Origin of the sequence: Lysobacter sp. (assembly GCA_013141175.1) — a bacterium.
GTDB lineage: Bacteria > Pseudomonadota > Gammaproteobacteria > Xanthomonadales > Xanthomonadaceae > Lysobacter_I.
Window position 1 is genome coordinate 2663820 of record JABFRN010000001.1, and the last position, 25886, is coordinate 2689705.

Below are 25886 nucleotides of genomic sequence, written 5' to 3' on the forward strand. Positions count from 1 at the left end.
ATGATATCCGCTCACCCGGAAAGGGCGGAATTTGATCTGGATCGACCTGACTACCAGCGATATGTTATAAGATGAGAACAATTCCTATTTGGAATCCCTAACTTGGAACGGTCTTTGAATCTGACCGAATTGACAGGGCGCGTCGAAGCTCGGGTTGAATCCGTGCGGGAACTGACGCCGAACGATGCGATCGCACGGCGCCTGCGCGAGCTGGGTTTCGTCGCGGGCGAGCGTGTCGAGGTGGTCGCGGCCGGCCCGTTCGGCGCCGAGCCGCTGCTGGTGCAGATCGGCTTCACCCGGTTCGCGCTGCGCCGCAGCGAGGCTGCGCGCGTGATCCTGTGCGTGAAGGCATCGTCGTGAGTGGTACTGCCGCGCAACCGCTTCGGCTGGCGTTGGTCGGCAATCCCAACTGCGGCAAGACCGCACTGTTCAACCTGTTGACCGGCAGCCGCCAGAAGGTGGCGAATTACGCCGGCGTGACCGTCGAGCGCAAAGAGGGTCGGTTGCAGACGCCGGCCGGCCGGCCATGCGTGCTGCTGGATCTTCCCGGCGCCTACAGTTTCCATGCCGCCAGTCTCGATGAGGCGGTGACCCGCGATATCTGCCGCGGCTTCTATCCCGGCGAACCCGCCCCGGATCTGCTGGTCTGCGTGGTCGATGCCACCAACCTGCGCCTGCATCTGCGCTTCGCGCTGGAAGTCCGCGCGCTGGGCAAACCCATGGTCGTCGCCCTCAACATGATGGACGCCGCCAAGCATCGCGGTATGGAAATCGATCCGCAGGTGCTGCAGCGCGAACTCGGCGTGCCGGTGGTCGAGACCGTGGCGGTGCGTCGCGATGGCGGCACGGCGCTGCTGGCGCAGCTCGATGCAATGGCCGATCGGCTGTCGCCGCCGGTGCAGCCGGCCGCGACCGGGATCGGCACCGGATCGGGCCCGGAGCAGAAGTTGCACGAGGAAACGCGGCGCCTGCTGGCGCTGGCCGTGCGCATGCCCACACGCACCGCGCACGTGGACGACGTGCTCGACCGCTGGCTGCTGCATCCCGTCGTCGGCCTGTTGACGCTTGCGGTGGTGATGTTCCTGATATTCCAGGCCGTCTACGCGTGGGCCGCGCCGCTGATGGGCGGGATCGATGCGGCGACCGTATGGCTCGGCCATGCGCTTGGCGCACGGTTGCCGGAAGGGCCACTGCGGAGTCTGTTGGTCGATGGCATCATCGCCGGCCTCGGCGGCGTCATTGTGTTCCTGCCGCAGATCCTGATCCTGTTCGCGTTCATCCTCGCGCTCGAGGAATCCGGCTATCTGCCCCGCGCAGCGTTCCTGCTCGATCGCCTGATGTCGAAGGCAGGTCTGTCCGGACGCAGTTTCATCCCGCTGTTGTCGAGCTTTGCCTGCGCGGTGCCCGGGATCATGGCCACGCGCAGTATCCAGGACCCGCGAGACCGCCTTGCCACCATTCTGGTCGCGCCGCTGATGACCTGTTCGGCGCGATTGCCGGTGTACGCGCTGCTGATCGGCGCGTTCATTCCGCGCCGCGATGTGTGGGGCATTCTGAACCTGCAGGGACTGGTGCTGTTCGGGCTGTACGTCGCGGGAATCCTCAGCGCATTACTGGTGGCGTGGGTGATGAAGCGCTGGCGCCGCGACAAGGGCGAGCACGCGCTGTTGCTGGAGTTGCCGTCGTATCGTGTGCCCAACCTGCGCGACCTGGCGATCGGTCTGTGGGAGCGCACGATGATCTTTCTCAAGCGGGTCGGCGGCATCATCCTTGCGCTGACCGTTCTGCTGTGGTTCCTGCTGTCGTTCCCGATCGCACCCGCCGACGCCATCGGACCGGCCATCGATTACAGCTTCGCCGGCCGCATCGGCCACGCGATGACGACAGTGTTCGCACCGCTCGGCTTCGGCTGGCAGATCTGCATCGCATTGATTCCCGGACTGGCGGCGCGCGAAGTCGCGGTATCGTCTTTGGCGACGGTCTACGCGCTGTCCGCGGTCGACGAGACTGCCACCGCACAGGCGTTGTCGCCCCTCATCGCGCATGACTGGTCGCTGGCAACGGCGCTGTCGCTGCTGGTCTGGTACATCTACGCGCCGATGTGCATCTCCACGCTCGCCACGATCAAGCGCGAAACCAATTCGTGGAAGCAGATGGGCAACGCCATGATGTATCTGTTCGCATTGGCATACATCGCATCGCTGGTGACGTATCAGCTCGCGGTTGCGATGGGGGCGGGTTGACGATGTCGCTCCAACTCCCGCTGACGCTGCAATATATGGTCGTCGCGCTGGCGGTGACGGTCAGCGCGTGGGTGGTGCTGAACAAACAATTTCCGGATGTCGCGCGACGGTTGCGCATCGCGCTCGCGCTGCCGCTGGTGCGTGAAACCCGCCCGGCCTGGATGCGTGCACTCGGCAAGCGGATCGCGCCGAATCCGAAACCTGCGGGGGATGGTTGCGGCGGTTGCAACAACTGCGATACGGGAAACGCAGCCTGAGCCGCATGCGCGCGTCGTTCGCCGCGCTCAATGTTTCCGTGGCTTCGCGCCCTTCGCCTCGAACACTTCCACCGACAGCGTGAAGCTGCGCTCGTCGCCGGCATGCATCGCGCCCACGCCGACGACCTGACGCGTGACTTCGTTGCCGCGATCGTCGCGGATCACCAGCACCACGGAATATTCCCAGGGGTCGCCACCCGCCGGATGGCGGATGGTGCCTTCGACCTGTAGCGGAATCTGCGCCGGCTTGGCCGGGCGTGCGTCCGAGTCGTAGCGCAGATAGTGCTTGCACGCGGGACAGATCACCGCGCTTTCGAGGATTTTCGCCTTGCAGTGCGGGCATTCGCGGGTGGCGCCCGCAATGCCCGGACGCGTGCTCATGACTCGGGCTTCGGTTCCGCTTTGCCGCCCGATTTCTGGGTGCCGCTGTTTTCCCAGCCGCAGTCGATGTGTCCGCGGATCTTCGAGCCTGCGGCGACCGTGAGCGTGCCGGCCTTGAGATCGCCGATCACCACCGCCGTGTCCAGCAGTTCGACTCGCGCGGCGGCTTCGACGTTGCCTTCCAGCTCGCCGGCCAGCGTGACTTTTTTCGCGCGCACGCCGCCATTGAGCTTGGCGCCGCGTTCCAGCGACAGATCGCCTTGCACGTTGACGTCGCCCTTGAATTTTCCGGCGATGCGGACGTGGCCGGAGCCTTCGATCTTGCCTTCGATGGTGAGGTCGGCAGCGATCAGCGACTCTTTGGCTGCGGGTGCGGCGGCCGGTTCAGGCGCGGCGCTGGTGCGCGGGAACGTGGCGGGCGCGAAATCGGTATTCGCGGGCGGCGTGGATGCCTCGCGCGCGGCGAAGCTCGGCGTATCCGCCGCAGCGGGTGCGGCGTCTTTCTTGCCGGTGTTGGATTGATTGAAGATGGCCATGCTGGGGACTCCGGATACGCCGATGGCGACGGCAGGACTGTCCACCATATCGCCGTCGCCAGCCTCACGGTGTGACACCGGCTGCAGAATCGCGGCTGTTCACGCCACCGACTTTTCGCATTCAGCTCGACGCGGCGCGCTGTTTGCGCAGGTCGAATGCCCACAGCGCCACCGCTGAAGCGCAGATTCCACCGATCACTGCGTGCGGCGCGCTGCCGAGCAGCGCCAGGCCGGGGCCCAGCAGCAGCGCGATACCGACCGCATACCAGATCGGCCCGCGTGGCGCGAAACCGAAAAGCGGGCCGTTGCGTCGGCGGTAGCGTTGCCATGCCAACAGGAAAGTCCACAACGACAAGACGGCAGCCGCGATGTCCCAGTCCAGCGCGAGTTCCAGCGCGAATGCGATCAATGCGAACGTGGGAATCGCCGCCCGACGCAAGCGACCGAATCGCCCTTCTTCCTCTTCCGGCAAGCACTGCCACTGCAGGCATGCCTGCCCGCCGACCCATGCGAGCCAGCCTGCCGACATCCCTGCAAATACGGTCGCCGCGGTCTTGATCGCCGCGGATGCGTGCAGCTCCGCTTCCGGCGCCAGCAGTTTCACCAATGTCACCAGCAGCATGGTCAGCGCCGAATACGCCACGCAGCGCGCTGCACCGATACGAAGCCGTGGCGCGGAGACGCGCGAACGATCGCCGGCCGCGTCCCAGAACGCCACCTGCTGCGGATCGATCGGCAAAGGCAGGTCATCGAGGTTGCCGAAGTCGAGCCGGTACAGGAACCTGCGCACCGCCGATGGGTACATCGGCATCAACCCGGCGAACATCGCCTGTACGGTATTCAGCGGGCGACGGAGCTGCTTGAGGATTCGCCGGGTCTGGCGCACGTCGGCGGCGAGACTGCCGCCATCCGGTTGGCCCCGCTGCGCGAGGGCGTGCAGTTGCATGGTCTGGATTTCCCATGCCAGATGCAGACGATGACGCAGGCGCTGGATGGCGTAGGCGTCGTAACCCGAGTGCAGGTCGAGCAGGCCGAAGAATTCGGCGATGACGTCGAAGCGGCGCGCTTCGATCGTCGGCCGATGCTCGTTCAGGTGCCCGAGCAGCCACTGCGCGATCTGCGCCTTGTGCTCCAGCGACCAGAGGACAGGCTGCGCATTGAGCCAGTCCAACAGCTCGCCGTCGCGACCGTGCGCCGCCAGCGCGATGCACTCGTCGAAGAACGCATCGAGATCGAAGCGGATGGTTTCGGTGGACAGCCCCTCCTGAGGATCGGTGTCGATCGTATCGCTTTCGGCGACGTCGAATACGCCATCGCTCGCGTCGTCGTGCGTGCTCTCCTCCGTTTCTCTGGGAGGGGACTCCAGCATGGCGGACAGCGCATCTGCCGAGAGGACCTGCGTGATCGCGCCGAGCGGCACTTCATCTGCAGTCGCGCCGATTTCCACATCCGTATCCGATGCGATCGACAGCGGTGCGAGCGCAACGTTCGACCGCGACTGTACCCATGCGAGCGCGGCCTGATACGCTGAGTTGAGACGTTGGAAACCTTCCGGATCGGTATCGGGGCGGGTCGTCTTCAGGCGCGCGGCGTATGCGCGCTTGACCGCGCGCTCGTCGGCGTCCGGCCCAAGACCGAGTTCGCGCAGCGCGCGGCTCATGCCTGCGCTTCCAACGCGTCCAGCGCCTCCACCAAATGGCTACGGTGATGCGCGATCTGCGCCACGTCCTGGGTATCGAGAATCGCGCGGAACTGCATGATCCAGTCCTGCAGTTGGCCGCGATCGTGCAGGAACTCCTCGTACAGCCGCCCGGCGCGTGCCAATACCGCGATGTTTTCCTGCTGGTCGCGCGGATGCACTTTCAATTCCGACAGCGCCGCGAGTCGCGCGCGGATTTCATCCGGCGTCAGCAGTCCCGGATTCTGTTCGAGCAGCAGCTCGTGTCGCCGCTGTGTCGCGTGCTCCGTCACTTCCACCTGCAGCAGGCCGTTGATGTCGTAGGTGAAGCGCACGGTGACGCCGTTTTCGTTGTGACTGCGGCGTTTGTCGAGATCGAGCGTGATCTCGCCGAGTTTGATGTTGTTCGCGACCAGCGGGTTCTCGCCCTGGAAGATATCGATGGTCAGCTGATGCTGCTGCTCGTGCATCGGGTAGAAGACATCCTCGCGGCTGATCGGCACCGTGCTGTTGCGCAGGATGATCGGATGGAAGTAGCCGTCGTGGACCTGGCCGTTCGGGTCGCGGCGCCCGATCTGGGTGCCGAGCGTGTAGGGGCAGACGTCGGTGAGAATGATCTCGTCGAGCTTTGCATTGCGCGATTTCAGGCCGGCGGCGACGCTGGCGCCGAGCGCGATGGCCTGGTCGGGATTGACGTGTCGCAACGGCAAGCGGCCGAACATGCGCGACACCAGCCGTGCGACCAGCGGCATGCGGCTGGCGCCGCCGACCAGCACGATCTCGTCCAGCTGCGCCGGCTGCAGCTTCGCGTCGCGCATCGCGCGCTCGATCGGCGCGCGCATTCGCTGCACCAGCGGTTCGCAGAGGCGCGCGAAGCGCTCTTCGTCGACACTCCACGTGTAGCTGTTGTCGCCGATCGTGATCTGCAGCGGTGCGACTGTGGCGCCGCCCAACTCGCGCTTGAGCACTTCCAGGCGGCGCCGGAGCTGGCCGTGCTCCGACGCGCTGATGGCATGCTTTCGCAGCGAATGATCCTGCAAAAACGCCTCGACCAGCGCGTCGAGGAAATCCTCGCCGCCGAGGAAATTGTCGCCGGCGCTGGCGTGCACTTCAAACACATTGTCGAAGGATTCGAGGATGGACACGTCGAAGGTGCCGCCGCCGAGATCGAACACCAGAAAGCGGCTTTCCTGTTCCCGGTTCTGCAGTCCGTAAGCCAACGCCGCAGCGGTCGGCTCGTTGATCAACCGCTCGACGCGCACACCGGCCAATTCGCCTGCGCTGCGCGTGGCCTTGCGCTGGGCGTCGGAGAAATATGCGGGGACGCTGATCACGGCTTCGGCGATTTTTTCGCCCAGCGCCGCTTCGGCATCGGCCAACAGCGAGCGCAGGACCAGCGCCGAGAGTTCCTCGGGCCGGAAGCCGCGATCGCCGAGCCGGGTCTCGCGCGACGATCCCATCCAGCGTTTGAACGATGCGACCGTGTGCTCCGGATGGCTGATCAGGCGATCGCGCGCGGCCTGTCCGACCAGGACGGCATCGCCATCGACGCTGACCACCGATGGCGTCAACAGGTCGCCAAGCGCGTTCGGGAACAGTTTGCTGCCTTGTTCCGTGTAGGCGCCAATCAGGGAATGGGTGGTGCCGAGGTCGATACCGACGATCATGCGATGGTCTATGTCTGGAAGGATTACATCCGGAATACGCCGAAGCGTGCCGGTTCGATGGGGGCGTTCAAAGCGGCGGAAATTCCGAGCCCCAGCACGCGGCGCGTATCCGCGGGATCGATCACGCCGTCGTCCCACAGCCGTGCGGTGGCGTAGTAGGGATTGCCCTGGGTTTCGTACTGGTCGCGGATCGGGGCCTTGAAGGATTCTTCCTCTTCGAGCGTCCACACCTTGCCTGCGGCTTCGATGCCATCGCGACGCACGGTCGCGAGCACGCTCGCCGCCTGTTCGCCGCCCATCACGCTGATCCGCGCGTTCGGCCACATCCACAGGAAACGCGCGCCGTACGCACGGCCGCACATCGCGTAGTTGCCGGCACCGAAGCTGCCGCCGATGACCACGGTGAATTTCGGTACGCTGGAGCAGGCGACCGCAGTGACCATCTTCGCCCCATCCTTCGCGATGCCCGCGTTTTCGTATTTCCTGCCGACCATGAAGCCGGTGATGTTCTGCAGGAAGACCAGCGGGATTCCGCGCTGATTGCACAGTTCGATGAAGTGCGCGCCCTTGAGCGCGCTTTCGGCGAACAGGATGCCGTTGTTGGCGACGATGCCGACCGGATAACCATGCAGGTGCGCGAAACCGGTAATGAGCGTCTTGCCGTAGCGCGCCTTGAACTCGTCGAAGTCGGAGCCATCGACGATACGCGCGATCACTTCGCGGATGTCGAACGGGCGACGCGTGTCCTTCGGCACGATGCCGTACAACTCGTCGGCGGCGTAGCGGGGCTCCGCCGATGGTCGCACCGCGACCGGCAGCGTCTTCCTGCGATTGAGATTGCCGACGAGATTGCGCGCGATCTGCAGCGCGTGGCGGTCGTCTTCGGCGAAATGATCGGCCACGCCGGAGATGCTGGTGTGCACGTCGGCGCCGCCCAGTGCTTCGGCGTCGACCACTTCGCCGGTCGCGGCCTTCACCAGCGGCGGACCGCCAAGGAAGATCGTGCCTTGCTCCTTGACGATGATGCTTTCGTCGCTCATCGCCGGCACATAGGCGCCGCCAGCGGTGCAACTGCCCATCACCACGGCGATCTGCGGGATGTTCTCGGCGCTCATCCGCGCCTGGTTGTAGAAGATCCGGCCGAAGTGTTCGCGATCGGGAAAGACCTCGTCCTGCAGCGGCAGGAATGCACCGCCGGAGTCGACCAGATAGATGCAGGGCAGCCTGTTCTCGCGCGCGATCTCCTGCGCGCGCAGATGCTTCTTCACCGTCATCGGAAAATAGGTGCCGCCCTTGACCGTGGCATCGTTGGCCACGATCACCACTTCGTTGCCCATCACCCGGCCGATGCCGCAGACCATGCCTGCAGCCGGCGCTGCGCCCTCGTACATGCCTTCGGCGGCGAGCGGCGCGATTTCCAGAAAGGGCGAGCCCGGGTCGAGGAGGGCGGTGATGCGGTCGCGCGCGAGCAGCTTGCCGCGTTCGGTGTGCTTGGCCTTGGCCTTGTCGCCTCCACCTTCGGCAGCGCGCGCCAACCGTGAATCCAACTCGGCGACCAATTCGCGATGGTAGGCGACGGTATCGCGAAACTCCTGCGATTGCGGATCGAGTCGGGTGCTCAGCACGGGCATGGGCGCGTCGGGATCATCGATGGGACGCCAAGGATAACCGGTGCGACGATGTGGGGCTGGGTTCAGGGCCGGAGAGACCTGCCGTGGCAGGTCTCTCCATCCGTGCCTGGCCGGTGGAAGCGAGCTCTTATTTCTTGGCTTCTTCCGCAGCGGCGGAGGCTTTGTCCGCAATCGCATCGGCCTTGTCAGCCATCTTGTTCGCTGCGTCGGCGGTGGCGTTGGCGGCATCGGCAGTCGCTTCTGTCGCAGCGGCGGTCGCCTTGTCGGCTGCGCCTTCGACTGCGGCCGAGACTTCTCCCATCGCTTCGCCGGAGGAGGCTGCCGCGGCGTCCACGCCCTGTGCGGCGGCATCCCCGGCGGCCTTGGCGGCATCCGCAGCGGCATCGCCGGCTTCTTCCATTGCCGTAGATGCCTCTGCAGCCTCGTTTTTAGCGGTCTCGGTTTCATTTTTGCAGGCAGACATCGACAGCATCGCAGCCGCCAGCAGAATGTAAATGGTCTTGTTCATGAGTCGCTCTCCGGACAGGGGAATTGGTATGGAGAATGGCGAAGAGGTCTCGACCTCATGTTCCGGCGCCTGCACGGTGGCAGAGTGCCGCCCCTCCAGCATTCTTGCCGTTGCTCAAAGGGCAACGTCAGCCGGCAAGCTAACGATGATCCATCGCCGAAGCAATCCGATTTCACTGTCGTGCACACGGCACGATGCCGGTCGCAATACGCACGCCTGAAAAGCCGTTGCCTACGCTCGGAACCGAATGGGCTTGCCCCAAAGAGAAAGGCCCGCCGAAGCGGGCCTTTCTGGTACTCGGCAGCTGAAAGCCAGAATTACTTCTTGGCTTCTTCGGCAGCCTTGTCGGCCACTTCAGCAGCCTTGTCGGCCATGGCGCCGGCCTTGTCGGCCATCGCACCAGCAGCGTCGGCGGCACCGGCGGCAGCGTCGGCGGCGCCAGCTGCGGTAGCAGCGGCAGCGTCGGCACCAGCGGCAGTGGCGGCGTCGCCAGCGGTGGCAGCAGCTTCACCAGCGGCAGCGGCAGCGTCGCCGGCAGCGGTGGCGGCGTCGGCAGCGGCATCGCCAGCGGCGGTAGCAGCGTCGGCGCTGGCGTCGGCGGCTTCGGTAGCGGCTTCGGCAGTCGCGTCAGCGGCTTCTTCGGCCTTGTTGCAAGCCGACAGAGCGAGGACGCCAGCGGCGAGGAGGACGTAAAGCTTCGTATTCATGCTTTTCTCCAAAGGAGTTGTCTGAAAGGAACTTAGGGGTCAGGCAACGCCAGTGCGCGGGGCAGTCCGGCATTCGCCGGCTTGTGTTCGTTCACTGACTTACTTGGTGCTTGCCAGCACCATGAAAAAGCCGCAAATGAGTCTGCGGCCTCCTCATTGTAGCAACCAATCCAGCGATGTGAAGCTTTGCTGAATCAGTTGGTCTTTGCGGCGTCGGCGGCTTTGCCGGCGGCGTCGGCTGCAGACTCGGCGGCGTCGGCGGCCTTTTCGGCGGCATCGGCAGCGGCGTCGGCGGCTTCGGTGGTGCCCGCAGCGGCGGCGTTGGCGGCGCCAGCGGTCGCGGCATCGGCAGCAGCAGCAGCGGATTCGGCGGCGGCCTTGGCGGCATCGGCGGCTGCGGTGTCGCCAGCGGCGGCAGCTTCGGTCGCGGCGCCAGCGGCTTCGGTGGAAGCTTCAGCAGCTTCGGCGGCGGAATTCTCGGCCTGTTCCTTGTTGGAGCAAGCGGTCAGGGCGAAGCCCAGGGCCAGGGCGATCAGAGCCTTGTTCAGGGTCATGGCGAAGTCCTCGTCTGTGTAGGGGTGGCGGGTGAACAATACGCATCAAGTGCGGATGGCCACATCATGACAAGCCGGTAGCGGCTGTCAAGCGGGCGTGTCCGGTTTTTTTCCTTTTCTGCGTTTGACGGTCTTATGGCAGCTCCACCGCCACGGCAGTTGCCTCGCCGCCGCCGATGCACAGCGATGCCACGCCGCGCTTCCCACCGGTCGCCTGCAGTGCCGCGATGAGGGTCACGACAAGACGTGCGCCGCTGGCGCCGATCGGATGACCGAGCGCGCACGCACCGCCACGGATGTTCAATTTCGCATGGGCGATGCCAAGGTCTTTCATCGGTGCCATCGCAACGCATGCGAATGCTTCGTTGACTTCGAACAGATCGACGTCCGCAACGCTCCAGCCCGCTTTTTTCAGCACGTTTTCGATCGCTGCGACCGGTGCGGTGGTGAACAGCTCCGGTGCCTGCGCGTGTGTCGCGTGCGCAACGATTCTCGCCAGCGGCTGCAGCCCGCGACGTGCGGCTTCATCGGACGACATCAGCACGGTGGCGGCGGCGCCATCGGAAATTTTCGACGACGAAGCAGCGGTCAATACGCCGTCCTTGCCGAATGCGGCGCGGAGGGTCGGGATCTTCGAAGGATCGATCTTACCGGGCTCCTCGTCGCCGTCGACCACCACTTCACCTTTGCGTGTAACCACTGTCACCGGGACGATCTCGCCCTTGAACGCACCCTCGGCGATGGCTTTCTGTGCCCGGGTGACGCTTTCGGCGGAGAACGCGTCCACGGCGGCCCGGTCGAAGCCGTATTTGGCGCAGGTGGCGTCGCCGAAGACGCCCATGGCCTGCTTGTCGTAGGGGTTGGTCAGGCCGTCCCAGGCCATGTGGTCGAGCAACTCGCCGCTGCCGTAGCGGATACCGGTGCGCGAACCGGTCAGCAGGTGCGGGGCGTTGGTCATCGATTCCATGCCGCCAGCGACGACGACGTTCGCCGAGCCGGCCTTGATCAGGTCGTGGGCGAACATGATTGCTTTCATGCCCGAGCCGCAGACCTTGTTGATGGTGGTACAGCCGGCGGAGGTGGGGATCCTGGCCGCTAGCGACGCCTGGCGGGCCGGTGCCTGGCCGAGGCCCGCCGGCAGTACGCAGCCCATGATGACTTCGTCGACCTGGTCCGGGGCGATGCCGGCCTGTTCCAGCGCTCCGGCGATGGCCGCCGCACCGAGGGTGGGGGTGGGTACGCCAGTGAATTGGCCGAGGAAGGAACCGATAGCGGTGCGCTTGGCACCGACGATGACGATGTCGGACATGCAGGACTCCATGGCAGTCGCGCACCCCGTGCGCAGGCGTTGGCAGGGCCGGCGGCGGCGGAGCCGTCTACCGGAACCGGCTGATTATGCGACTCATGCTGCACTGCCGCAAATACGGCTTCCGGCCAAGCCGACCGATGCGAGGATCAAAGCAGGCGCTGGGTGATCGCTTTGAGCACCGCATGCGTGCGATCGCGGCAATCCAGCTTCACCAGCAGTTCGGACATGTAGTTTTTCACGGTGCCTTCGGAGAGGTGCAGGCTGCGGCCGATCTCCTTGTTGGAGTAACCGCCGGCAACCAGACGGAGGATCGAGCGCTCGCGTTCGGTCAGCCGCAGGTTGGGAGCTGCAGACGCAGGGTCGGTCCATGCGGCGCGAACCGGCCCCAGACTCACCGGCTGCAACAGTGTTTCGCCGGCGGCCACCCGCAGGATGGCTGCTTTCAGTTCTTCGGGCGATGCGTCCTTGAGCAGGAAGCCCTGCGCGCCCGCGTCCACCGCCTGCAACATCAATGTCGGGTCGTCGAAAGTGGTCAGCAGGATCACCGGGGTGGCGTCGCCGCGGGCGCGCAGTTCGCGCAGCAGGCCCAGCCCGCCCAGCCCCGGCATGCGGATATCGCTGAGGATCAGGTCTACCGGGCGCTGCGGCAGCGCTGCCAGCAGTTGTTCGGCGTCGGTGGCTTCCAGTGCGATCTCCACGCCAAGATCCGCCAACAGACTCGACAAACCGCGCAGGACCAGCGCCTGGTCGTCGCACAGCGCGATGCGGACCGTGGGCAGCGCAGTCATGGGGTGCGTTCCGGCAGCGATCCGTGAGGCATCCGCGCGAGCAATCGCAGGCCGCGTGGCGGGGTCGAAGTGACTTCGAGCGTGCCGCCGACCGCGTCGAGACGTTCGCGCATCCCCGTCAGGCCGTTGCCGTATTCGATGCGCGCAGGTGCGATGCCATCGTTCTCGACCGAGAGCTCGAACGCATCATCGGTCCGGTGCAGGCCGAGCCGGATCTCGCCGGCGCGGCCGTGGCGCAGGGCGTTGGTGATGGCTTCCTGCGCGCAACGCAGCAGGACTTCGGCCTGTTCGATGTCGCCCACGCGCAGTTGATCCTGCATATCGACGGCGATCCGCACGCCGGGCACTGGATGCGCCAGCGCTTCCAGCGCCGCGCGCAGGTCGAGGCCGTCGTGCGCGCGCAGGGTCGAGACGACCTGGCGGATCTGGCCCAGCAACTCGTCGGCCAGCGCCGATGATGTCTGCAGTTCCTCGCGGCCCGCGAGTACGGGATCGCGGGCGAGTCTGGCGAGATTGAGTTTGAGCGCGGTCAGCGTATGCCCCGCGACATCGTGCAGTTCGCGCGAGAGCTTCAGCCGTTCGCCCGCGCGTGCGGACTCTTCCAGCAGGCGTCGCGTGGCCAGCAGTTCCGCATTGACCTGCGCGAGATGTTCGCGGGCACTTTCCCGTGTGCTGGCGTAGTGGCCGGTGAGCGCGGCGAACGCCTGGAAGCCCAGCACCGGCAGCATCGACAGCAATACGGCGCCGACCGGGTTGCCGCGCGACACCCAAAGCGCCGCGATCCCTACGTTGAGCGCAAGCATGAACAGTGTGGACATGCGCGGCGACAGCAGCAATACGATCTGCCCGGCGACGATGATCAGCAGCACTGCTGTCTGGCCACCGAGCAACAGCCATTCGGCCGCGACCACCAGCAGGCCCTGGGCCATGATGTTCCAGAGCGAAGAGTGCGCTCCATCCTGCGATCGACGCGAAGCCGAGATCACGAACAGGACGATCATCGCGATCAGCGCGGCCATGCCCGCCCATTCGCGCGGGTCGGCGGCGCGCAGTTTCGCAGGGTCCATGATCGCGATGCAGATCGCGATCCAGGTGACGTACGCGGCCAGGTTCAATGGCGTGAAGATGCGCTGCAGCAACGAGCCATCGTGCGATTGCAGGGTGTGGAGCAGCGGGCTGTCGTCGTGGTGCATGCCGTCAGCATGGCAGCGGTGCAGCGGCAACGGAAGACGGTGCGCGCAAGAGGTGACTTTTCTCACCCCTTGCAGGTGACCACGGGCAGGTGCCGGACATGGCTGGCGAAGCGGAGACTGCATCCATCGTCAACGCACACGCATCAACGGAGCGACACCATGGATTCCGCATACCGACTTCTGCTTTCCGTCCATGGCCTCAGCGGTCTGGTCGCGCTGATCGCATTCTGGTTCGCCGCATTCGCGAAGAAAGGTTCGCCGCTGCATGTGCGCGTCGGCCAAACCTACATGATCGCAATGCTCGGCATCATCGTCACGGCGGCCCCGATGGCGATCATGATCGCCCTGCGCGGAAATTCCGGCGTGGCCACCTTTCTCGCGTATCTGGTGGTGATCACCGCCAGTTCGATGTGGCTGGGCCGCCGCGCGATCCGCAGAAAACGCGACCAGACGGCTCTGCGCAGCGGCATTTATCCCGCCGTTGCGGTGTCGAATCTGGTGGCATCGGTCACCGTGTTCGCCATCGGCCAGCAGACATCCAGTGTATTGCTGATGGGTTTCAGTATCGTCGGCCTGCTGATCGGGGTGAAGATGCTGATCCGGCGCGCACGCCCCTTGGCGATGCAGCGCTGGTGGATGAAGGAACACATCGCCGCCATGGTTGGTTGCGGCGTCGCCACCCATATCGCGTTCCTCTCCATCGGCATCAACCGCGTCATCGGCATGCTGGATCTTCACGCGCCGGATGGTTTCGGCCTGGTCGCCTGGCTGGGGCCACTGGCGGTTGCGGTGGTTTCGGGCCTCTGGCTGGACCGTAAATATGTGCCGAAAGAGCATGCCGGCGCGGCGGTCGCCACACGCGGCTGAGGTTCACAGACCCAGTCGTGTCATCACGAGTTGGACCAGTTGCGCCTCGGCGACGCCGGGGCGCAGCGCGTCGACGAAACGATCCGCATGCAGGTTGTGGTCGCCGTCGAGCAACCGTCGCAGCGCGGGCCCGATCTCGCGCGGATGGCGCAGGCGCACGGCGACACCGGCGGCTTCCAGGCGCGCAGCGTGATCGAACTGGTCGTAATCGCTCGGCAGCACCAGTGCGGGAACACCGGCGCGCAGGCATTCCCACATCACCCCGGCGCCGCCGTGATGCAGCACCGCGCGCATCCGCGGTACCCACGACGGATAGTCGACCCAGGCGTGACGCTGCAGCGCGCGATGCGTGGCATCCGCGCCGTCGTCGAGGCGGCCGTCGCTGAAATGCAATCGGATATCTGGATAAGCATGCGCCACGCTGTCGAGCCGTGCGGCCAGATCGTTCTTCGCGAAGCCCAGATGCGTCCCGAGCGTCGCGAGAACATGCGCGCCGCCGTCGCTGTCCGGCAGTGCCGCGCCGGTATCCGGCGGGCTCCACAGCATCGGGCCGACAAAGCGCAACGCGGCCGGCCATGCGCGCTCGAATTCGAGTTCGCGCAGGCCCAGGCCGAGGATGCATTCGTTCGAATACGCCGCTTCGCTGCCGTCGTCGCGATACAAGGACGAAAAGCCGAGTGCGGAAAGTCTGCGCCGATGCAGCCGATGCACGCTGGTTTTGAAGCCGCGCACGATGCGTGCGGCGAGATCGTCGCGGATCCTGCCGAACCGGCCCGTTCCGGGCATCCAGCCGCCGAGATAAGCGGGCGGCCCGCCCGGCGCTTCGATGACGCACGGCGATGGATGACTGGTCCACCACGGAATACGGTGACGTTTCGCGACCGGACCGGCGACGGGCAGGGTGAAGTCGGCGATGAGCAGGTCCGGGCGCGAATGCGCATAGCGCGTATCGAGCGCGGATGCGAATGCGTCGAGCAGATCGAGGCTGCGCCGGAACTGGGCGTGCAGGCGCAGCGGATGCGCGCCGATCGCGTGCGGCGGATCGACGATCTCGCGCAGCAGCGCATCCGCACCCGGCACGACGGCGATGCCGCTCAATCCTGCGGCGCGGATGCGGTCTTGCGCGCGTTCGGTGCTCACGATTTCGACGTCGGCGATGTCGCGCAGCGCGCGACCGATGGCGAGGATCGGATGCAGATGGCCGGCGAACGGCGGCGCCAGCAGTTCGATGCGCGGCCGGCTCATGCGCCGTATCGCAGCCAGTCGAGCTGTTCGCACGCCGCGGCGAGCACCGCGTCGCGCGCCGGGGCGTGCTCGAGATAATCCATGTGGCCAGCGGCGATCATCCGTGGGCGCGGGCCATCGTCGGGTCCCAGCCACGCAGCGATGCGGTCGCCAATACCGCGCAGTTGCACACCGCCGAGCGGCTGGCCATCGCGCTGCGGCCAGCGCGGCGCGACCGCGCCGTAGGCGACCACGCGCAGGCGCGCGCGCTGCGCGTCGTCGAAGGGCGCGATCAACGCGTCCAGCAATGCGAGACCACAGCTGCCGACCAGCAGCAGCGTGCGTGGTGCGGCCAATAATCGCTCGCGTGCGTGGTCGGCCTGCGCCGATGTCAATCCCTGGAATGCGCCGCGACGTGCGGCCAGATACTGACGGCCGTTGGCGAAGCTCGCGCGCAGCAGCGACACAGGCTGCCACGGCGCGGAGTCGGCGGGCCAAGGAAAATTGTGGGGATCGAACGCGAGGTCTTCCGCATGCGCTGCGAGTTGATCGAGCATCGCGCGCTGCGTCGGCGACAGCGCACAGCGTTGCGGATCGCTGCGCCCGGTGAACAGCGCGATGCGTGGGCGCATGTGCGCAGCGCTCACGGAATTTCCTCGAATCGATCATTCGCGAAGACCCGATAGTGGTGTTCCCGCCAACAGACCCGAGTATCGAACAGCGCATGCAGCAGATGCAGCGGCAGCAGCAGCGCGACCAGCAGCGAGGCCACAGGTTCGATCCGCGCGGCACTGCCCGTGCAGGCGCGCTGCAGCGCGCGGCGCCCGTAGAGATGCGCGATCGCGCCGATCGCGATGACAGCGGCAGCCGGCCAGGAAGGCGCCATCGCGAACGCGATCAGTGCGATCGTCGGCAGCAGCGCCGACAAGCCCTGGCCGGCGGCGATCCGCAATCGCATGGGCCACGGCTGGCTGCGCAGCAACAATCGCGCGAACAGCATCCAGCGGTGCATCTGCCGGGCGTAAGCGCGCAGATCGGGCAGCGCGGTGCGCATCCATACCGGCTCGCGGCGCTGGTCGATACGGCCGCCTGCGGCGAGCACCGCCTGCGCCATCGCCAGGTCGTCGGTGAGATGCCGCAGCCGTGCTGCGAAGCCGCCGATCGCGTCCAGCGCATCGCGACGCATCGCCCAGGCCATGCCGTTGATCGTCGGCGTGCGCCCGCCGAGACGTGGAGGCAGGTAAGTGATCGCGGCGCTGTCGTTGACGAAGCGCGCCAGCAGGCGCGCGCCCAGGCGTTGCAGCGACGGTTCGCTGCGGAGATAGATCGGCAGCGCGGTCGAAATCACCGGCGCATCGATGCGGCTGCCGGCCAGCGCCGCGAGCAATGCATCCAGCGTCGCTGCGGGCATGCGTGCATCGTCGTCCAGCACCAGCACGGCGTCGCCCGTGCAATGCGCAAGCGCGCGGTCGATTTTGAAGAGTTTCGGGTTGATTCCCGGCGGACACGGCGGGTGTGCGCTGGTCGCGACCTGCGCACGCAGCGCCGGCTGCGCGTCGACGACGGATCGCACGATGCGTGCCGCCGCCAGATCGTCGATGTCGATCAGCCAGTGCAGCATCGCGCCGCGCGCGCCAAGCGTACGCAGGGATGCGCCCAGCGCTTCGGCCAGCGTGGGGTCGCCGCTGCGGATCGGCTGCAGCACATCGACGCCCATGAAACGCGCATCGTCGTCGTTGACGGGCGGCGAGGGCATCGCGCGCAGCGCGCGCCATGCGGCGATCTGCCGCGCCATTTCCAGCAGCGGCCACAGCACGATCGGCAGCCAGAGCAGCCAGTCCAGCCACATTTTCATGCCGGTTGCCTGCGCTGCCAATCGATGAACACGTCGAGACCTTCGGCGAGCATCTGCGAAGGCGGGCCGAGAATCGTGCGCGCTCTGGTGATATCGAAGGTCTTGCTGAAGGTGAGCACGTCGATGCCGAAGCGCGTCACCGGCGGTTCGCCGCGCAGCGGCAGCAGCGTCCATGCCAGCTCCGCCGCGTGCGCCGCCATCCGCGCGACGCGGTACGGCACGGTGCGCGTCGGCGGCGGCAGTCCGAGCCGCTGGAAGGTTTCGGCGAGGAAGTCCTGCATCACCACCGGTTCGCCGTGACTGAGGTTGAATGCGCCCACCGCCTCGGGCCGCTGCGCCGCGCGCAGCATGTAGTCGACCAGCGCGTCGACGCTGATCAGGTCGCCGACCGCGGGCGCGGCATCGCGGACGATCCGCGGCAGTTTGCCGCGTTTCGCAGCAGCGAGCAGGCGCGGGAACAACACGGTGTCGCCGGGTCCGAATACCGCGCGCGGGCGCAGGATCGTCCAGGCGCCTTCGTAACCGCGCACCAGCGTTTCGCCTGCGGCCTTGGTTTCGGCGTAGGTGTTGGCGAACACCGGGCCGATCGGATCGTCTTCGCGCATGCCGAGCTGGTCGCGCGGTTGGTAATGCACGGAACTCGACGAGAGGTAGACAAGCTTCGGCATGCCATGCGTGCGGCACCAGTCGATCACGTTGCGCGTCGCGTCGACGTTGTGGCGCAGATAATCGCGACGCGGCGCGAACGGCGACGACAGCGCCGCGGCATGGATCACCACGTCGGGCGAGAAGTCGAGTTCGAAAGGTTTCGACAGATCCACCGCGCGATAATCGGCGTCGGGCAGTTCGCGTCGGCCGATGCCGAGCAGCTCCAGCCCCGGCGTGCCGCGAAACCGCTGCATGAAGCGCCCGCCGATGAAGCCGGAAGCGCCGGTGATCAGGAGTTTCATGGCGTGCCCCGCATCGCCTTCGGCAGGCGCGCATAGCTGTCCGCGCAGTGCGAAGGCAATACGCGGCGGCTGTCGTCGATACCGTCGAGCACGCGCTGCAGCTTCGACAGCGTATCGCACTGCGCGCGCCAATCGTCGGCGAGAAAGCGCGTCGGCCACGCCGATGCCGATGCATGGCGGTCGCGATCGATGCGCCAGGTGGCGTCGCCTGCGAGCAGATATTCGCGATCGTCCTCGTGTCGCAGCAGCAGGCCGTATTGCCCACGCGCATGTCCGGGCAGCGGCACGGCGAACAGACTGCCGTCGCCGATCAGATCGCGGCCGTCGCCGAATTCCCGCCATGCGTGCGGCAATGCGCGCAGCGGCAATGTTTCGATGCCGCGATGGCGGCTGTCGAAATCGTCGGGCAGCAGGTCGAGCAGGGTCGCCTTGCGCAATCGCGCGATCCTGCCCATGCCGCGCGCGCCGCGCAGTGCGATGTCGCTGCACCAGATCGCGGCGCGCGGCAGATCGCGCAGCCCGGCGATGTGGTCGGCGTGCAGGTGCGACGCGAACACACCGCGTACCTCGTGCATCGCGATGCCGTGGCGCGCGAGCTGCGGCTGCAGGCATTCGTCGTCCGGCAACGTCACCGGCGTGGTCCAGCGATAGAGTTTCTCGGGCAGGCGCGCGGTCGCGCGCGTGAAGTGTTCGGAATAGCCGGTGTCGAACAGCAGCGCGCCGGCATCGGGATGACGGATCAGGCCGACCAGCGCCGGGAACACGCCCGTGCGCCATGCGCCGCCGCGCAATGCAAGGCATTCCGGATGCGTGCAATGGCCGACGCGGAGCATCGTCAACGCGGTGCGCGGAAACGCATCTGCCCGCGACATGCTCACAGGCGCAGCACCGCGCCGCCGAGGGTGACGCCGGCCGCAGTGCCGATCAGCAGCGCGGTGTCCCCGACGACGAGGCGACGATTCGCCAGCGCGTGATGCAGCGCGGTCGGCAGCGAAGCCGAGACCTGGTTGCCGTGCGTCGCGAAGATGTCCTCCACGCGTTCGCGCGGCACGCCGATGCGTTTGAATACGTGCTGCATGCCGAGCAGCGAGGCCTGATGCGGCACCACGCGCTGGATCGCGGAAAGTTCGACGCCGGCATCACGCAGCAGTTCGCCGACGAAGCGGTCGAAATGTTCCGCCGCGACCCGGTAGAGCCGCTTGCCGTCCATGCGGAAGCTGCAGACATCGCGATAGTCGCCGTCGTACCGCGAGGGCGGCAGCCGCGAGCCGCCGCCGGGAATCTCGCAGGCGTGCGCGGCTTCCGACCACGTTTCGAAGCGTGCCGCGAGCAGCGCGGGACCGTTGTCGTCCGGTGCCGATAACACCGCCGCTGCGGCGCCGTCGCCGAACAGGCCGAACGTGTCGATATCGCGTTCGTCCAACGCGCGCGAGGCCAAGTCGCAGGACACCAGTAGCACGCGGCGGTAGCGCCCGCTCTGCAGCAGCGAGGCGACAAGGTCCAACCCCATCAGGAAACCGATGCAACTGGCGTTGATGTCGAACGCTGGCACCTTGCGCAGACCGAGTGCGCGGTGCAGCAGCGCGGCATTGCAGGGCATCGCCTGGTCGTGGCTGGCGTTGGCGCAGATCACGGCATCGATGCTTTCGATCGAAACACCTGCGGCCGAGAGCGCGGCGCGCGCGGCTTCGGCCGAGACTTCGGCGGCATTGCGCTGCGACTCCACGCCGCGACGGGCAACACCGGTACGTGCCTGCACTGTGCCGGGCGCGAGACCGAGGCGGGCGTCGAGCATTCCACTGTCCACCAATGCCTCTGGCGTCGACAGGCCGGTGCCGAGGATGCGCAGTGGGCGGGGAAGATTCGCGGTCATGACGGCTCGTGTCGGGGGCGGCGCGGAATCCAGCGACCCGCAATGTAGCGAATCGATGCGCGTCGCGCGCGGTCGCGATGCGGGTGACGGCCTGCGATACCGTCCAGCGATGCTTCCGCGACGCCGTGATTCAGTGATGGCCGTTGAACAGTTCGCGACCGATCAGCATCCGCCGGATCTCGTTGGTACCCGCGCCGATGGCGTAGAGCTTGGCGTCGCGCAGCAGGCGGCCGGTCGGGTATTCGTTGATGTAGCCGTTGCCGCCGAGGGTCTGGATGGCCTCCAGCGCCACCTGCACCGCCGAATCGGAGGCGTGCAGCAGGCAGCTCGCGGCATCGATGCGCGACTTGTGGCCGGCGTCGTAATCGCGCGCGACCTGATAGGCGAACGCGCGCGAGGACTGCAGCGCCGTGTACATGTCGGCGATCTTGGCCTGCATGATGCCGAAGGTGCCGATCGCCACGTCGAACTGCTTGCGCTCGCGCACGTAGGGCAGGGCGATATCCATCGCCGCCTGCATCAGGCCGAGCGGGCCGCCGCTCAGCACCAGGCGTTCGGTGTTCAGGCCGCTCATCAACACCTTCACGCCCTGATGGACCTGGCCGAGCACGTTTTCGGCCGGAATCGCGCAGTCCTGGAACACCAGTTCGCAGGTGTTGCTGCCGCGCATGCCCAGCTTGTCGAGCTTCTGCGCGGTGCTGAAGCCCGGCATGCCCTTTTCGACGATGAAGGCGGTCATGCACTGGCTGCCCGCGTCCTTGCCGGCGGTGCGCATGTAGACCACGAGGACATCGGCCTCGGGGCCGTTGGTGATCCACATCTTGTTGCCGTTCGCGACCCAGATATCTCCATGCAGTTCGGCGCGACAGCTCATCGAGCCGACCACATCGGAGCCGGCGCCGGGTTCGCTCATCGCCAGCGCGCCTTTCCACTCGCCGCTGCACAGCTTCGGCAGGTATTTCTGGCGTTGGGCCTCGTTGGCATTCGCGTAGAGGTTGCTCACGCACAGGTTGGAATGCGCGCCGTAACTCAGGCCGACCGAGCCGGACGCGCGCGAGATTTCCTCCATCGCCACCAGGTGCGCGAGATACCCCATGTCGCTGCCGCCGTACTCGCCGGCGACGGTCATGCCGAGCAGGCCCATTTCGCCGAGTTTCGGCCACAGGTCCTGCGGAAAGATGTTCTCTTCGTCGATCCTCGCCGCGCGCGGCGCGATTTCGGCGTCCGCGAAACGGCGCACTGCGTCGCGGAGGGCATCGATCTCTTCACCGAGCGGGAATGGGCGCATGTTCAGATCCTTTGGATATATCGAAGAACTCGACGGAGCCGAAGCCCCCTTGAGTCAAGGGGGCGCCGCGGCAGCGGCGGGGACGTGGAAGAACATGGCGGGGCCCGGGTTTGTGCAACAAACCTGGGTTGATCCAGATGGAGCCTGGATCAATGCCCGCGCATGCGGCCGAGGAATCGCGGCGCGGTACGGCCCATCGGCAGCTTGAGTTTGCCGATCGCGGCGATGCGCTCTTCGGCCAGGCGGTCGGCGGCGAGATAGGTCGGGATGCTGTCGCGATCGGAAATTTCGTAGATGCGCGCGAGGTTGTGGTAGATCGTGCGCATCATCCGCATCGCGCGCTCGCGGTTGTAGCCGTCGATTTCCAGCGAGACGTTCATCACGCCACCGGCATTGACCGCGTAATCCGGTGCGTAGACGATGCCGCGCTTCATGACTTCGTCGCCGATCGCATTGTTGGCCAGCTGGTTGTTGGCCGCGCCGCAGATGATCTTGGCTTTCAGTCGCGGCAACGTGTGTTCGTTGATGGTGCCGCCGAGCGCGCACGGCGAATAGACATCGGCCGGCACGTCGTAGATTTCGTCGGGCGCGACCGCTTCGGCGCCGTATTCCTCGACCGCGCGTTCGATCAGCTCCTTGTTGATGTCGGTGACGAAGATCTTCGCGCCGCGTTCCTTCAACAGTTTCACGAACTCCATGCCGACGTGGCCGAGGCCCTGCACGGCGTAGCTGTGGCGGCCGACTTCCTCGTCGCCGTATTTCTTGTTGAGCGTGGCCATCAGGCCCTGCAGCGTGCCGTATGCGGTGAACGGCGAGGGGTCGCCGGAGCCGCCATGCACCTGGTGCACGCCGGTCACGTATTCGGTTTCGCGGTAGACGTATTCCATGTCGTTGACGTCGATGCCGACGTCTTCGGCGGTGATGTAGCGCCCGCCCAGCGTATCGACGAATTTGCCGAATGCGCGGAACAACGCTTCGGACTTGTCCTTCGACGGGTCGCCGATGATCACCGCTTTGCCGCCGCCGATGTTCAGACCGGCCACCGCGTTCTTGTAGGTCATGCCGCGCGAGAGTCGGAGCACATCGTTCAGCGCGTCCTGCTCGGTCTTGTACGGCCACATCCGCAGACCGCCCAGCGCGGGGCCGAGCACGGTATTGTGGATCGCGACGATGGCTTTCAGGCCCGCGTCCTTGTTGTGGCAGAACACGACCTGCTCGTGGCCGTGGTTTTCGATGTGTTCAAAGATCATCGGAAGCTCCCGTGCGCCGACGCCTGATATTTCCAGTACGTCAGAGTATGTGGCAAGTCGTTGAATCTGTTTGAATCAGCGGCTTGGTGTGGCGGCCGATGCAGGCCGCAGGCGCCGTAGTCTAATGGAATCGTATGCAGCGGGTCTGGCCTTGGAATGACAGCGCTCGCCATGCCTTCAGAAGCTGCGGTACCGCCCCTGGCGGATCCACAGCGTCGCCAGCCATTTCGTGCCCGTTTCGACCGGTGTACCCGCATGCAGCGAGTCCGGATCCAGACTGCCGTCCGGCATGAGGTTGTCGAAGATCACGGCTCGCCCTGGAAGCGGTTCCACGCGCACTCCAGGCGCCGGGAATTCGGTCGCGCCGCCCGCGTCCACCGCATTCAGATAAACGCAGACGGTACGGATGCGGTTGCCGGCATGCGGGCGGTCCATCTGCAAGGTGCCCGGCGGCAGATAGTCGCGATGCGGTCGATACTGCTGGCCCGGCAGATAGCGCAGCACGGTCAACTGCTCGGCATTGGGCAGATCGATGCCCGCAGCGACGGCCATGCGCAACTGCGCCACGCGCAGCGCGCTGTTCTCCAGCAGCGGGTCGAAGCTCGCTTCGCTGCTGGTGCGCACCTGCAGGGTGTGGGGCACGCCGGTGACCGGATCTGCGGTCTGCGAATCGTGCAGATGCGGCTGCGCGCAGGCGATCAGCAGCCGGCATTCGTCGACCGAGAAGAAACGGTCGATCACCGAGATGCGCGGCTGCGCACTCAGTGGCCGCATCGCGGGTGGCGACAATACGTCTTCGATCGACAGCCGTCGCGGCACGGTCTCGTCATCCACCGGCGGCGGCAGCGTGAAGTCGGGCAGCCGCACTGCGCCGTTCGCGGTGAGTTGCGCCCATAGGTCTTCGGCGACGTCGGGCTGCGCGTCGCAGCCCTCGCCATGCGCCAGACGCTCCGCCAGCAGCATCGCGGCGATCGCGCTGCCACGGCCTGCGGCGCGTTCCAGCAACTGCAGGCACAGCGACTGGTCGTCCGGATGCGGCTTGCGCCCGAAATGGATCGCGGCGGTGAGCAGGGCCGGCGGAAAATTCGCCTGCACCGCGCGATGCAGGCGCTCGTTGATGTGCCCATCGCGAGGCAGCACCATGCCGCCCAGCGCGATCTGCACCAGCAGATCGCTGGCCAGCGGATGCCCGGCCTGTTCCGCACGCAGCAGCCACTGTGTCGCGGTCTGCGGCGCGGGCGCACCGGTGATGCCGTACAGCCGCATCCGCGCGTACTCCACCTGCGCCTCGACATGCCCGGCCTCCGCAGCGCGCAGATGCCAGTGCTGCGCGTCATCCATGCGCTGCGCATCGGCCAGCGCGCGCGCCAGCGCGAAGGCGTGTTCGGCCGAACCGGCTTCGGCGGCGGCCTGCAACCCGGCGAGCGGCATGGGCGCATTCACAACTGGGACTCCACGGGCATCCACGAGATCGCGGTCGCGCTGATGCGCTGCCAGGTGTCGGTGTCGGGCTCCGTCGATGCCATGGACGGCGGTTTCGCGGCGCGATCCAACCAGCGCGGGTTGCCATTCTTGTCCAGATGCATCCAATAGCTCAGCTCGGGTCCGGACAGACGCAGGTATTCGTCGCGCACGGCTTTGGCCAGATCGGCGTCGTCGAACATCACGCCCATCTCGGTGTTGAGATAGGCCGAGCGCGCGTCGAGATTGAACGAACCGATGAAGCCGCGCGCGTCGTCCACGCTGTAGGCCTTGGTGTGCAGGCTGGCGCCGCTGCTGCCGAACAGACTGCTGTCGGGGTGCCCCTGCGCGCGCAGCTCGTAGACATGTACGCCGCCGCCGATCAGGGCATCGCGATAGGGCTTGTACGCGCCGTAGACGGCGGCGACATCGTTCGCCGCCAGCGAGTTGGTGACGACGCCCACCGTCACGCCTTTACGGGCCAGGCCGGTCATGGCGCCGGTGACATCGGGTCCGGGCACGAAATACGGCGAGATCAGCAGCACCTTGGCGTTCGCCGCCGACAGGTCGCGTTCGATCCGGTGCACCAGCCATTCGTCGCGGCTGTCCGCTTCCCATTTCAGCGGCGGATCGGCGACCAGATGGATACGGTCGCTCCAGAACGGTTCGAGCCGCTTGCCGGCGTAGTCCTGCACCCTGGGCGAAGCGGTGACCCGCTGCAGATAGCGCTGCGCTTCGGCGCTTTCGGCTTCGGTCCTGATCGCCTCGGCGATATCGTCGAAGGCGCCTTCCGGCGCGCGGCTCAGCCCGGCCAGCGGCACCGCGGCGGCGCTGTTCCAGTAACGGTCGAACATCGCGCTGGTTTCGGCCACCGCCGGGCCGAACAGCACCACGTCCAGATCGCGGAAATTCACTTCGCCGCCGGCGCCGAAATACTCCACGCCGATATTGCGTCCGCCCACCACCGCCACGCGGCCATCGGCGATCCACGCCTTGTTGTGCATGCGATGGTTGACGCTGAAGATGCGCTGGATCAGTTCGACGATCCGGGCCGGGCCGGTGCGGTTGCGGAACGGGTTGTACAGGCGCAGCTCGATGTTCGGATGGCTGTCCAGCAGCAGCAGCTTCGAGTCCATGCCCTCCGCATTCATGTCGTCCAGCAGCATGCGCACGCGCACGCCGCGCTCGGCGGCCCGCCAGGCTTCGCGGCCGAGCAGGCGCCCGGTGAGATCGTCGTGCCAGATGTAGTACTGCAGATCGAGACTGCGCCCGGCTTTCTGCGCCGACAGCGCGCGCGCGGCGAAGGCGTCAACGCCGTCGTTGACCAGCAGCGCCCCGGTCTTGCCCGGGTGTTCGGCCAGCAGCGGGGCGAGTTCGCGATCCAGTTCGGTCGCGTCGGCCTGCACCGCCATCGCGTGGCTCTTGTCGCCGTTGGCCGGCGGGGTGAAGTGGTTGGCCAGCAGCAGGCCGCTGCCGATCAGGGCGGCCAGCGAAAACGTCCCCCATCGCGCGACCCGCCAGAACCGTGTCATCGAACGCATCGAACGCTTCCCCGTGGGAGCAGTCTCCCCATCCGCAGCAGTATCCACGCGGTACAGGCCGGCGAGCAAGGACGCGGAGGCGGGCGGTCGCTGCCGGAGCGCCGCACGCTTACAATACGCACCAG

24 protein-coding genes and 1 pseudogene are annotated in these 25886 nt (G+C 66.3%); 4 read left to right on the forward strand and 21 right to left on the reverse strand.

Going from position 1 to position 25886, the window contains the following annotated elements; genetic code table 11:
* Positions 1-114 precede the first annotated feature (114 nt).
* The 3 genes from HOP03_11665 to HOP03_11675 are packed head-to-tail and all read left to right on the forward strand — an operon-like array spanning position 115 to position 2500.
* A complete protein-coding gene (locus HOP03_11665; GenBank protein ID NOT88827.1) occupies positions 115-360 on the forward strand; it encodes a ferrous iron transport protein A in 246 nt (81 codons plus the stop codon).
* On the forward strand, positions 357-2243 hold the full coding sequence (locus tag HOP03_11670; protein NOT88828.1) for a ferrous iron transporter B: 1887 nt from the start codon (positions 357-359) through the stop codon (positions 2241-2243). Before HOP03_11665 ends, HOP03_11670 begins: the two co-directional genes overlap by 4 nt.
* A gap of 2 nt (positions 2244-2245) precedes the next feature.
* Positions 2246-2500: a hypothetical protein gene (locus tag HOP03_11675; protein NOT88829.1), complete on the forward strand. Its 255-nt coding sequence runs from the start codon at positions 2246-2248 to the stop codon at positions 2498-2500.
* Positions 2501-2527: 27 nt separating this feature from the next.
* Here HOP03_11675 and HOP03_11680 read toward each other — a convergent pair whose 3' ends face one another.
* From HOP03_11680 to HOP03_11730, 11 genes and pseudogenes are all read right to left on the reverse strand, one after another.
* Complete coding sequence (locus HOP03_11680) at positions 2528-2881, reverse strand: hypothetical protein (GenBank protein NOT88830.1); 354 nt, start codon at positions 2879-2881, stop codon at positions 2528-2530.
* Positions 2878-3417 carry a polymer-forming cytoskeletal protein gene (locus tag HOP03_11685; GenBank protein NOT88831.1) on the reverse strand — a complete coding sequence of 180 codons (540 nt, stop codon included), beginning with the start codon at positions 3415-3417 and terminating at the stop codon, positions 2878-2880. Before HOP03_11685 ends, HOP03_11680 begins: the two co-directional genes overlap by 4 nt.
* Positions 3418-4921: 1504 nt before the next feature.
* Positions 4922-5077: pseudogene (locus tag HOP03_11690) on the reverse strand (J domain-containing protein).
* Positions 5074-6762, reverse strand: coding sequence for a molecular chaperone HscC (locus tag HOP03_11695; GenBank protein NOT88832.1), 1689 nt, complete (start codon positions 6760-6762; stop codon positions 5074-5076). The pseudogene HOP03_11690 and the gene HOP03_11695 overlap by 4 nt, the downstream one beginning before the upstream one ends.
* Positions 6763-6785: 23 nt before the next feature.
* The gene (locus HOP03_11700; GenBank protein NOT88833.1) at positions 6786-8393 is read right to left on the reverse strand and encodes a methylcrotonoyl-CoA carboxylase; all 1608 of its coding nucleotides are present in this window, start codon (positions 8391-8393) and stop codon (positions 6786-6788) included.
* A 127-nt stretch (positions 8394-8520) separates the two neighbouring features.
* A complete protein-coding gene (locus HOP03_11705; GenBank protein ID NOT88834.1) occupies positions 8521-8901 on the reverse strand; it encodes a hypothetical protein in 381 nt (126 codons plus the stop codon).
* A 317-nt stretch (positions 8902-9218) separates the two neighbouring features.
* The gene (locus tag HOP03_11710) at positions 9219-9608 is read right to left on the reverse strand and encodes a hypothetical protein (GenBank protein ID NOT88835.1); all 390 of its coding nucleotides are present in this window, start codon (positions 9606-9608) and stop codon (positions 9219-9221) included.
* Positions 9609-9802: 194 nt separating this feature from the next.
* A complete protein-coding gene (locus HOP03_11715; protein NOT88836.1) occupies positions 9803-10162 on the reverse strand; it encodes a hypothetical protein in 360 nt (119 codons plus the stop codon).
* 133 nt (positions 10163-10295) lie between these two features.
* Positions 10296-11471, reverse strand: coding sequence for an acetyl-CoA C-acyltransferase (locus HOP03_11720; GenBank protein NOT88837.1), 1176 nt, complete (start codon positions 11469-11471; stop codon positions 10296-10298).
* Between the two features lie 146 nt (positions 11472-11617).
* Positions 11618-12250 (reverse strand): response regulator transcription factor, encoded by a 633-nt coding sequence (locus HOP03_11725; GenBank protein NOT88838.1) that lies wholly within the window; start codon positions 12248-12250, stop codon positions 11618-11620.
* A 5-nt stretch (positions 12251-12255) separates the two neighbouring features.
* On the reverse strand, positions 12256-13452 hold the full coding sequence (locus tag HOP03_11730; GenBank protein NOT88839.1) for a sensor histidine kinase: 1197 nt from the start codon (positions 13450-13452) through the stop codon (positions 12256-12258).
* Here HOP03_11730 and HOP03_11735 point away from each other — a divergent pair.
* On the forward strand, positions 13408-14319 hold the full coding sequence (locus HOP03_11735; GenBank protein NOT88840.1) for a hypothetical protein: 912 nt from the start codon (positions 13408-13410) through the stop codon (positions 14317-14319). The genes HOP03_11730 and HOP03_11735 overlap by 45 nt on opposite strands.
* Positions 14320-14322: 3 nt before the next feature.
* Here the strand turns inward: HOP03_11735 and HOP03_11740 are convergent, their stop codons facing one another.
* From HOP03_11740 to HOP03_11785, 10 genes are all read right to left on the reverse strand, one after another.
* A complete protein-coding gene (locus HOP03_11740) occupies positions 14323-15564 on the reverse strand; it encodes a glycosyl transferase (GenBank protein NOT88841.1) in 1242 nt (413 codons plus the stop codon).
* Positions 15561-16190: a hypothetical protein gene (locus tag HOP03_11745; protein ID NOT88842.1), complete on the reverse strand. Its 630-nt coding sequence runs from the start codon at positions 16188-16190 to the stop codon at positions 15561-15563. Before HOP03_11745 ends, HOP03_11740 begins: the two co-directional genes overlap by 4 nt.
* Complete coding sequence (locus HOP03_11750; protein ID NOT88843.1) at positions 16187-17398, reverse strand: glycosyltransferase; 1212 nt, start codon at positions 17396-17398, stop codon at positions 16187-16189. Before HOP03_11750 ends, HOP03_11745 begins: the two co-directional genes overlap by 4 nt.
* On the reverse strand, positions 17395-18348 hold the full coding sequence (locus HOP03_11755; protein ID NOT88844.1) for an NAD-dependent epimerase/dehydratase family protein: 954 nt from the start codon (positions 18346-18348) through the stop codon (positions 17395-17397). The genes HOP03_11750 and HOP03_11755 overlap by 4 nt, the downstream gene beginning before the upstream one ends.
* Positions 18345-19220, reverse strand: coding sequence for an MBL fold metallo-hydrolase (locus tag HOP03_11760; GenBank protein ID NOT88845.1), 876 nt, complete (start codon positions 19218-19220; stop codon positions 18345-18347). Before HOP03_11760 ends, HOP03_11755 begins: the two co-directional genes overlap by 4 nt.
* A 2-nt stretch (positions 19221-19222) precedes the next feature.
* Positions 19223-20221: a 3-oxoacyl-ACP synthase gene (locus HOP03_11765; GenBank protein NOT88846.1), complete on the reverse strand. Its 999-nt coding sequence runs from the start codon at positions 20219-20221 to the stop codon at positions 19223-19225.
* Positions 20222-20351: 130 nt separating this feature from the next.
* Positions 20352-21509, reverse strand: a complete 1158-nt coding sequence (locus tag HOP03_11770) for an isovaleryl-CoA dehydrogenase (GenBank protein NOT88847.1) — start codon at positions 21507-21509, stop codon at positions 20352-20354.
* A gap of 149 nt (positions 21510-21658) precedes the next feature.
* A complete protein-coding gene (locus HOP03_11775) occupies positions 21659-22759 on the reverse strand; it encodes a Glu/Leu/Phe/Val dehydrogenase (GenBank protein NOT88848.1) in 1101 nt (366 codons plus the stop codon).
* Between the two features lie 177 nt (positions 22760-22936).
* Positions 22937-23533 (reverse strand): 2OG-Fe(II) oxygenase superfamily protein, encoded by a 597-nt coding sequence (locus HOP03_11780; GenBank protein ID NOT88849.1) that lies wholly within the window; start codon positions 23531-23533, stop codon positions 22937-22939.
* Positions 23534-24198: 665 nt separating this feature from the next.
* Positions 24199-25752, reverse strand: a complete 1554-nt coding sequence (locus tag HOP03_11785) for a phospholipase D family protein (protein ID NOT88850.1) — start codon at positions 25750-25752, stop codon at positions 24199-24201.
* Between the last annotated feature and the right edge of the window lie 134 nt (positions 25753-25886).

Excerpts from the sequence above, each read along its gene's own strand:
- HOP03_11680 (NOT88830.1), bottom strand. The coding sequence starts at position 2,881 with ATGAGCACGCGTCCGGGCATTGCGGGCGCCACCCGCGAATGCCCGCAC.
- HOP03_11760 (NOT88845.1), bottom strand. The coding sequence starts at position 19,220 with ATGTCGCGGGCAGATGCGTTTCCGCGCACCGCGTTGACGATGCTCCGC.
- HOP03_11730 (NOT88839.1), bottom strand. The coding sequence starts at position 13,452 with ATGCACCACGACGACAGCCCGCTGCTCCACACCCTGCAATCGCACGAT.
- HOP03_11705 (NOT88834.1), bottom strand. The coding sequence starts at position 8,901 with ATGAACAAGACCATTTACATTCTGCTGGCGGCTGCGATGCTGTCGATG.
- HOP03_11785 (NOT88850.1), bottom strand. The coding sequence starts at position 25,752 with ATGACACGGTTCTGGCGGGTCGCGCGATGGGGGACGTTTTCGCTGGCC.
- HOP03_11695 (NOT88832.1), bottom strand. The coding sequence starts at position 6,762 with ATGATCGTCGGTATCGACCTCGGCACCACCCATTCCCTGATTGGCGCC.
- HOP03_11700 (NOT88833.1), bottom strand. The coding sequence starts at position 8,393 with ATGCCCGTGCTGAGCACCCGACTCGATCCGCAATCGCAGGAGTTTCGC.
- HOP03_11715 (NOT88836.1), bottom strand. The coding sequence starts at position 10,162 with ATGACCCTGAACAAGGCTCTGATCGCCCTGGCCCTGGGCTTCGCCCTG.
- HOP03_11775 (NOT88848.1), bottom strand. The coding sequence starts at position 22,759 with ATGATCTTTGAACACATCGAAAACCACGGCCACGAGCAGGTCGTGTTC.
- HOP03_11755 (NOT88844.1), bottom strand. The coding sequence starts at position 18,348 with ATGAAACTCCTGATCACCGGCGCTTCCGGCTTCATCGGCGGGCGCTTC.
- HOP03_11770 (NOT88847.1), bottom strand. The coding sequence starts at position 21,509 with ATGCGCCCATTCCCGCTCGGTGAAGAGATCGATGCCCTCCGCGACGCA.
- HOP03_11710 (NOT88835.1), bottom strand. The coding sequence starts at position 9,608 with ATGAATACGAAGCTTTACGTCCTCCTCGCCGCTGGCGTCCTCGCTCTG.
- HOP03_11685 (NOT88831.1), bottom strand. The coding sequence starts at position 3,417 with ATGGCCATCTTCAATCAATCCAACACCGGCAAGAAAGACGCCGCACCC.
- HOP03_11740 (NOT88841.1), bottom strand. The coding sequence starts at position 15,564 with ATGAGCCGGCCGCGCATCGAACTGCTGGCGCCGCCGTTCGCCGGCCAT.
- HOP03_11675 (NOT88829.1), top strand. The coding sequence starts at position 2,246 with ATGTCGCTCCAACTCCCGCTGACGCTGCAATATATGGTCGTCGCGCTG.
- HOP03_11720 (NOT88837.1), bottom strand. The coding sequence starts at position 11,471 with ATGTCCGACATCGTCATCGTCGGTGCCAAGCGCACCGCTATCGGTTCC.
- HOP03_11750 (NOT88843.1), bottom strand. The coding sequence starts at position 17,398 with ATGAAAATGTGGCTGGACTGGCTGCTCTGGCTGCCGATCGTGCTGTGG.
- HOP03_11780 (NOT88849.1), bottom strand. The coding sequence starts at position 23,533 with ATGCGGCCACTGAGTGCGCAGCCGCGCATCTCGGTGATCGACCGTTTC.
- HOP03_11765 (NOT88846.1), bottom strand. The coding sequence starts at position 20,221 with ATGACCGCGAATCTTCCCCGCCCACTGCGCATCCTCGGCACCGGCCTG.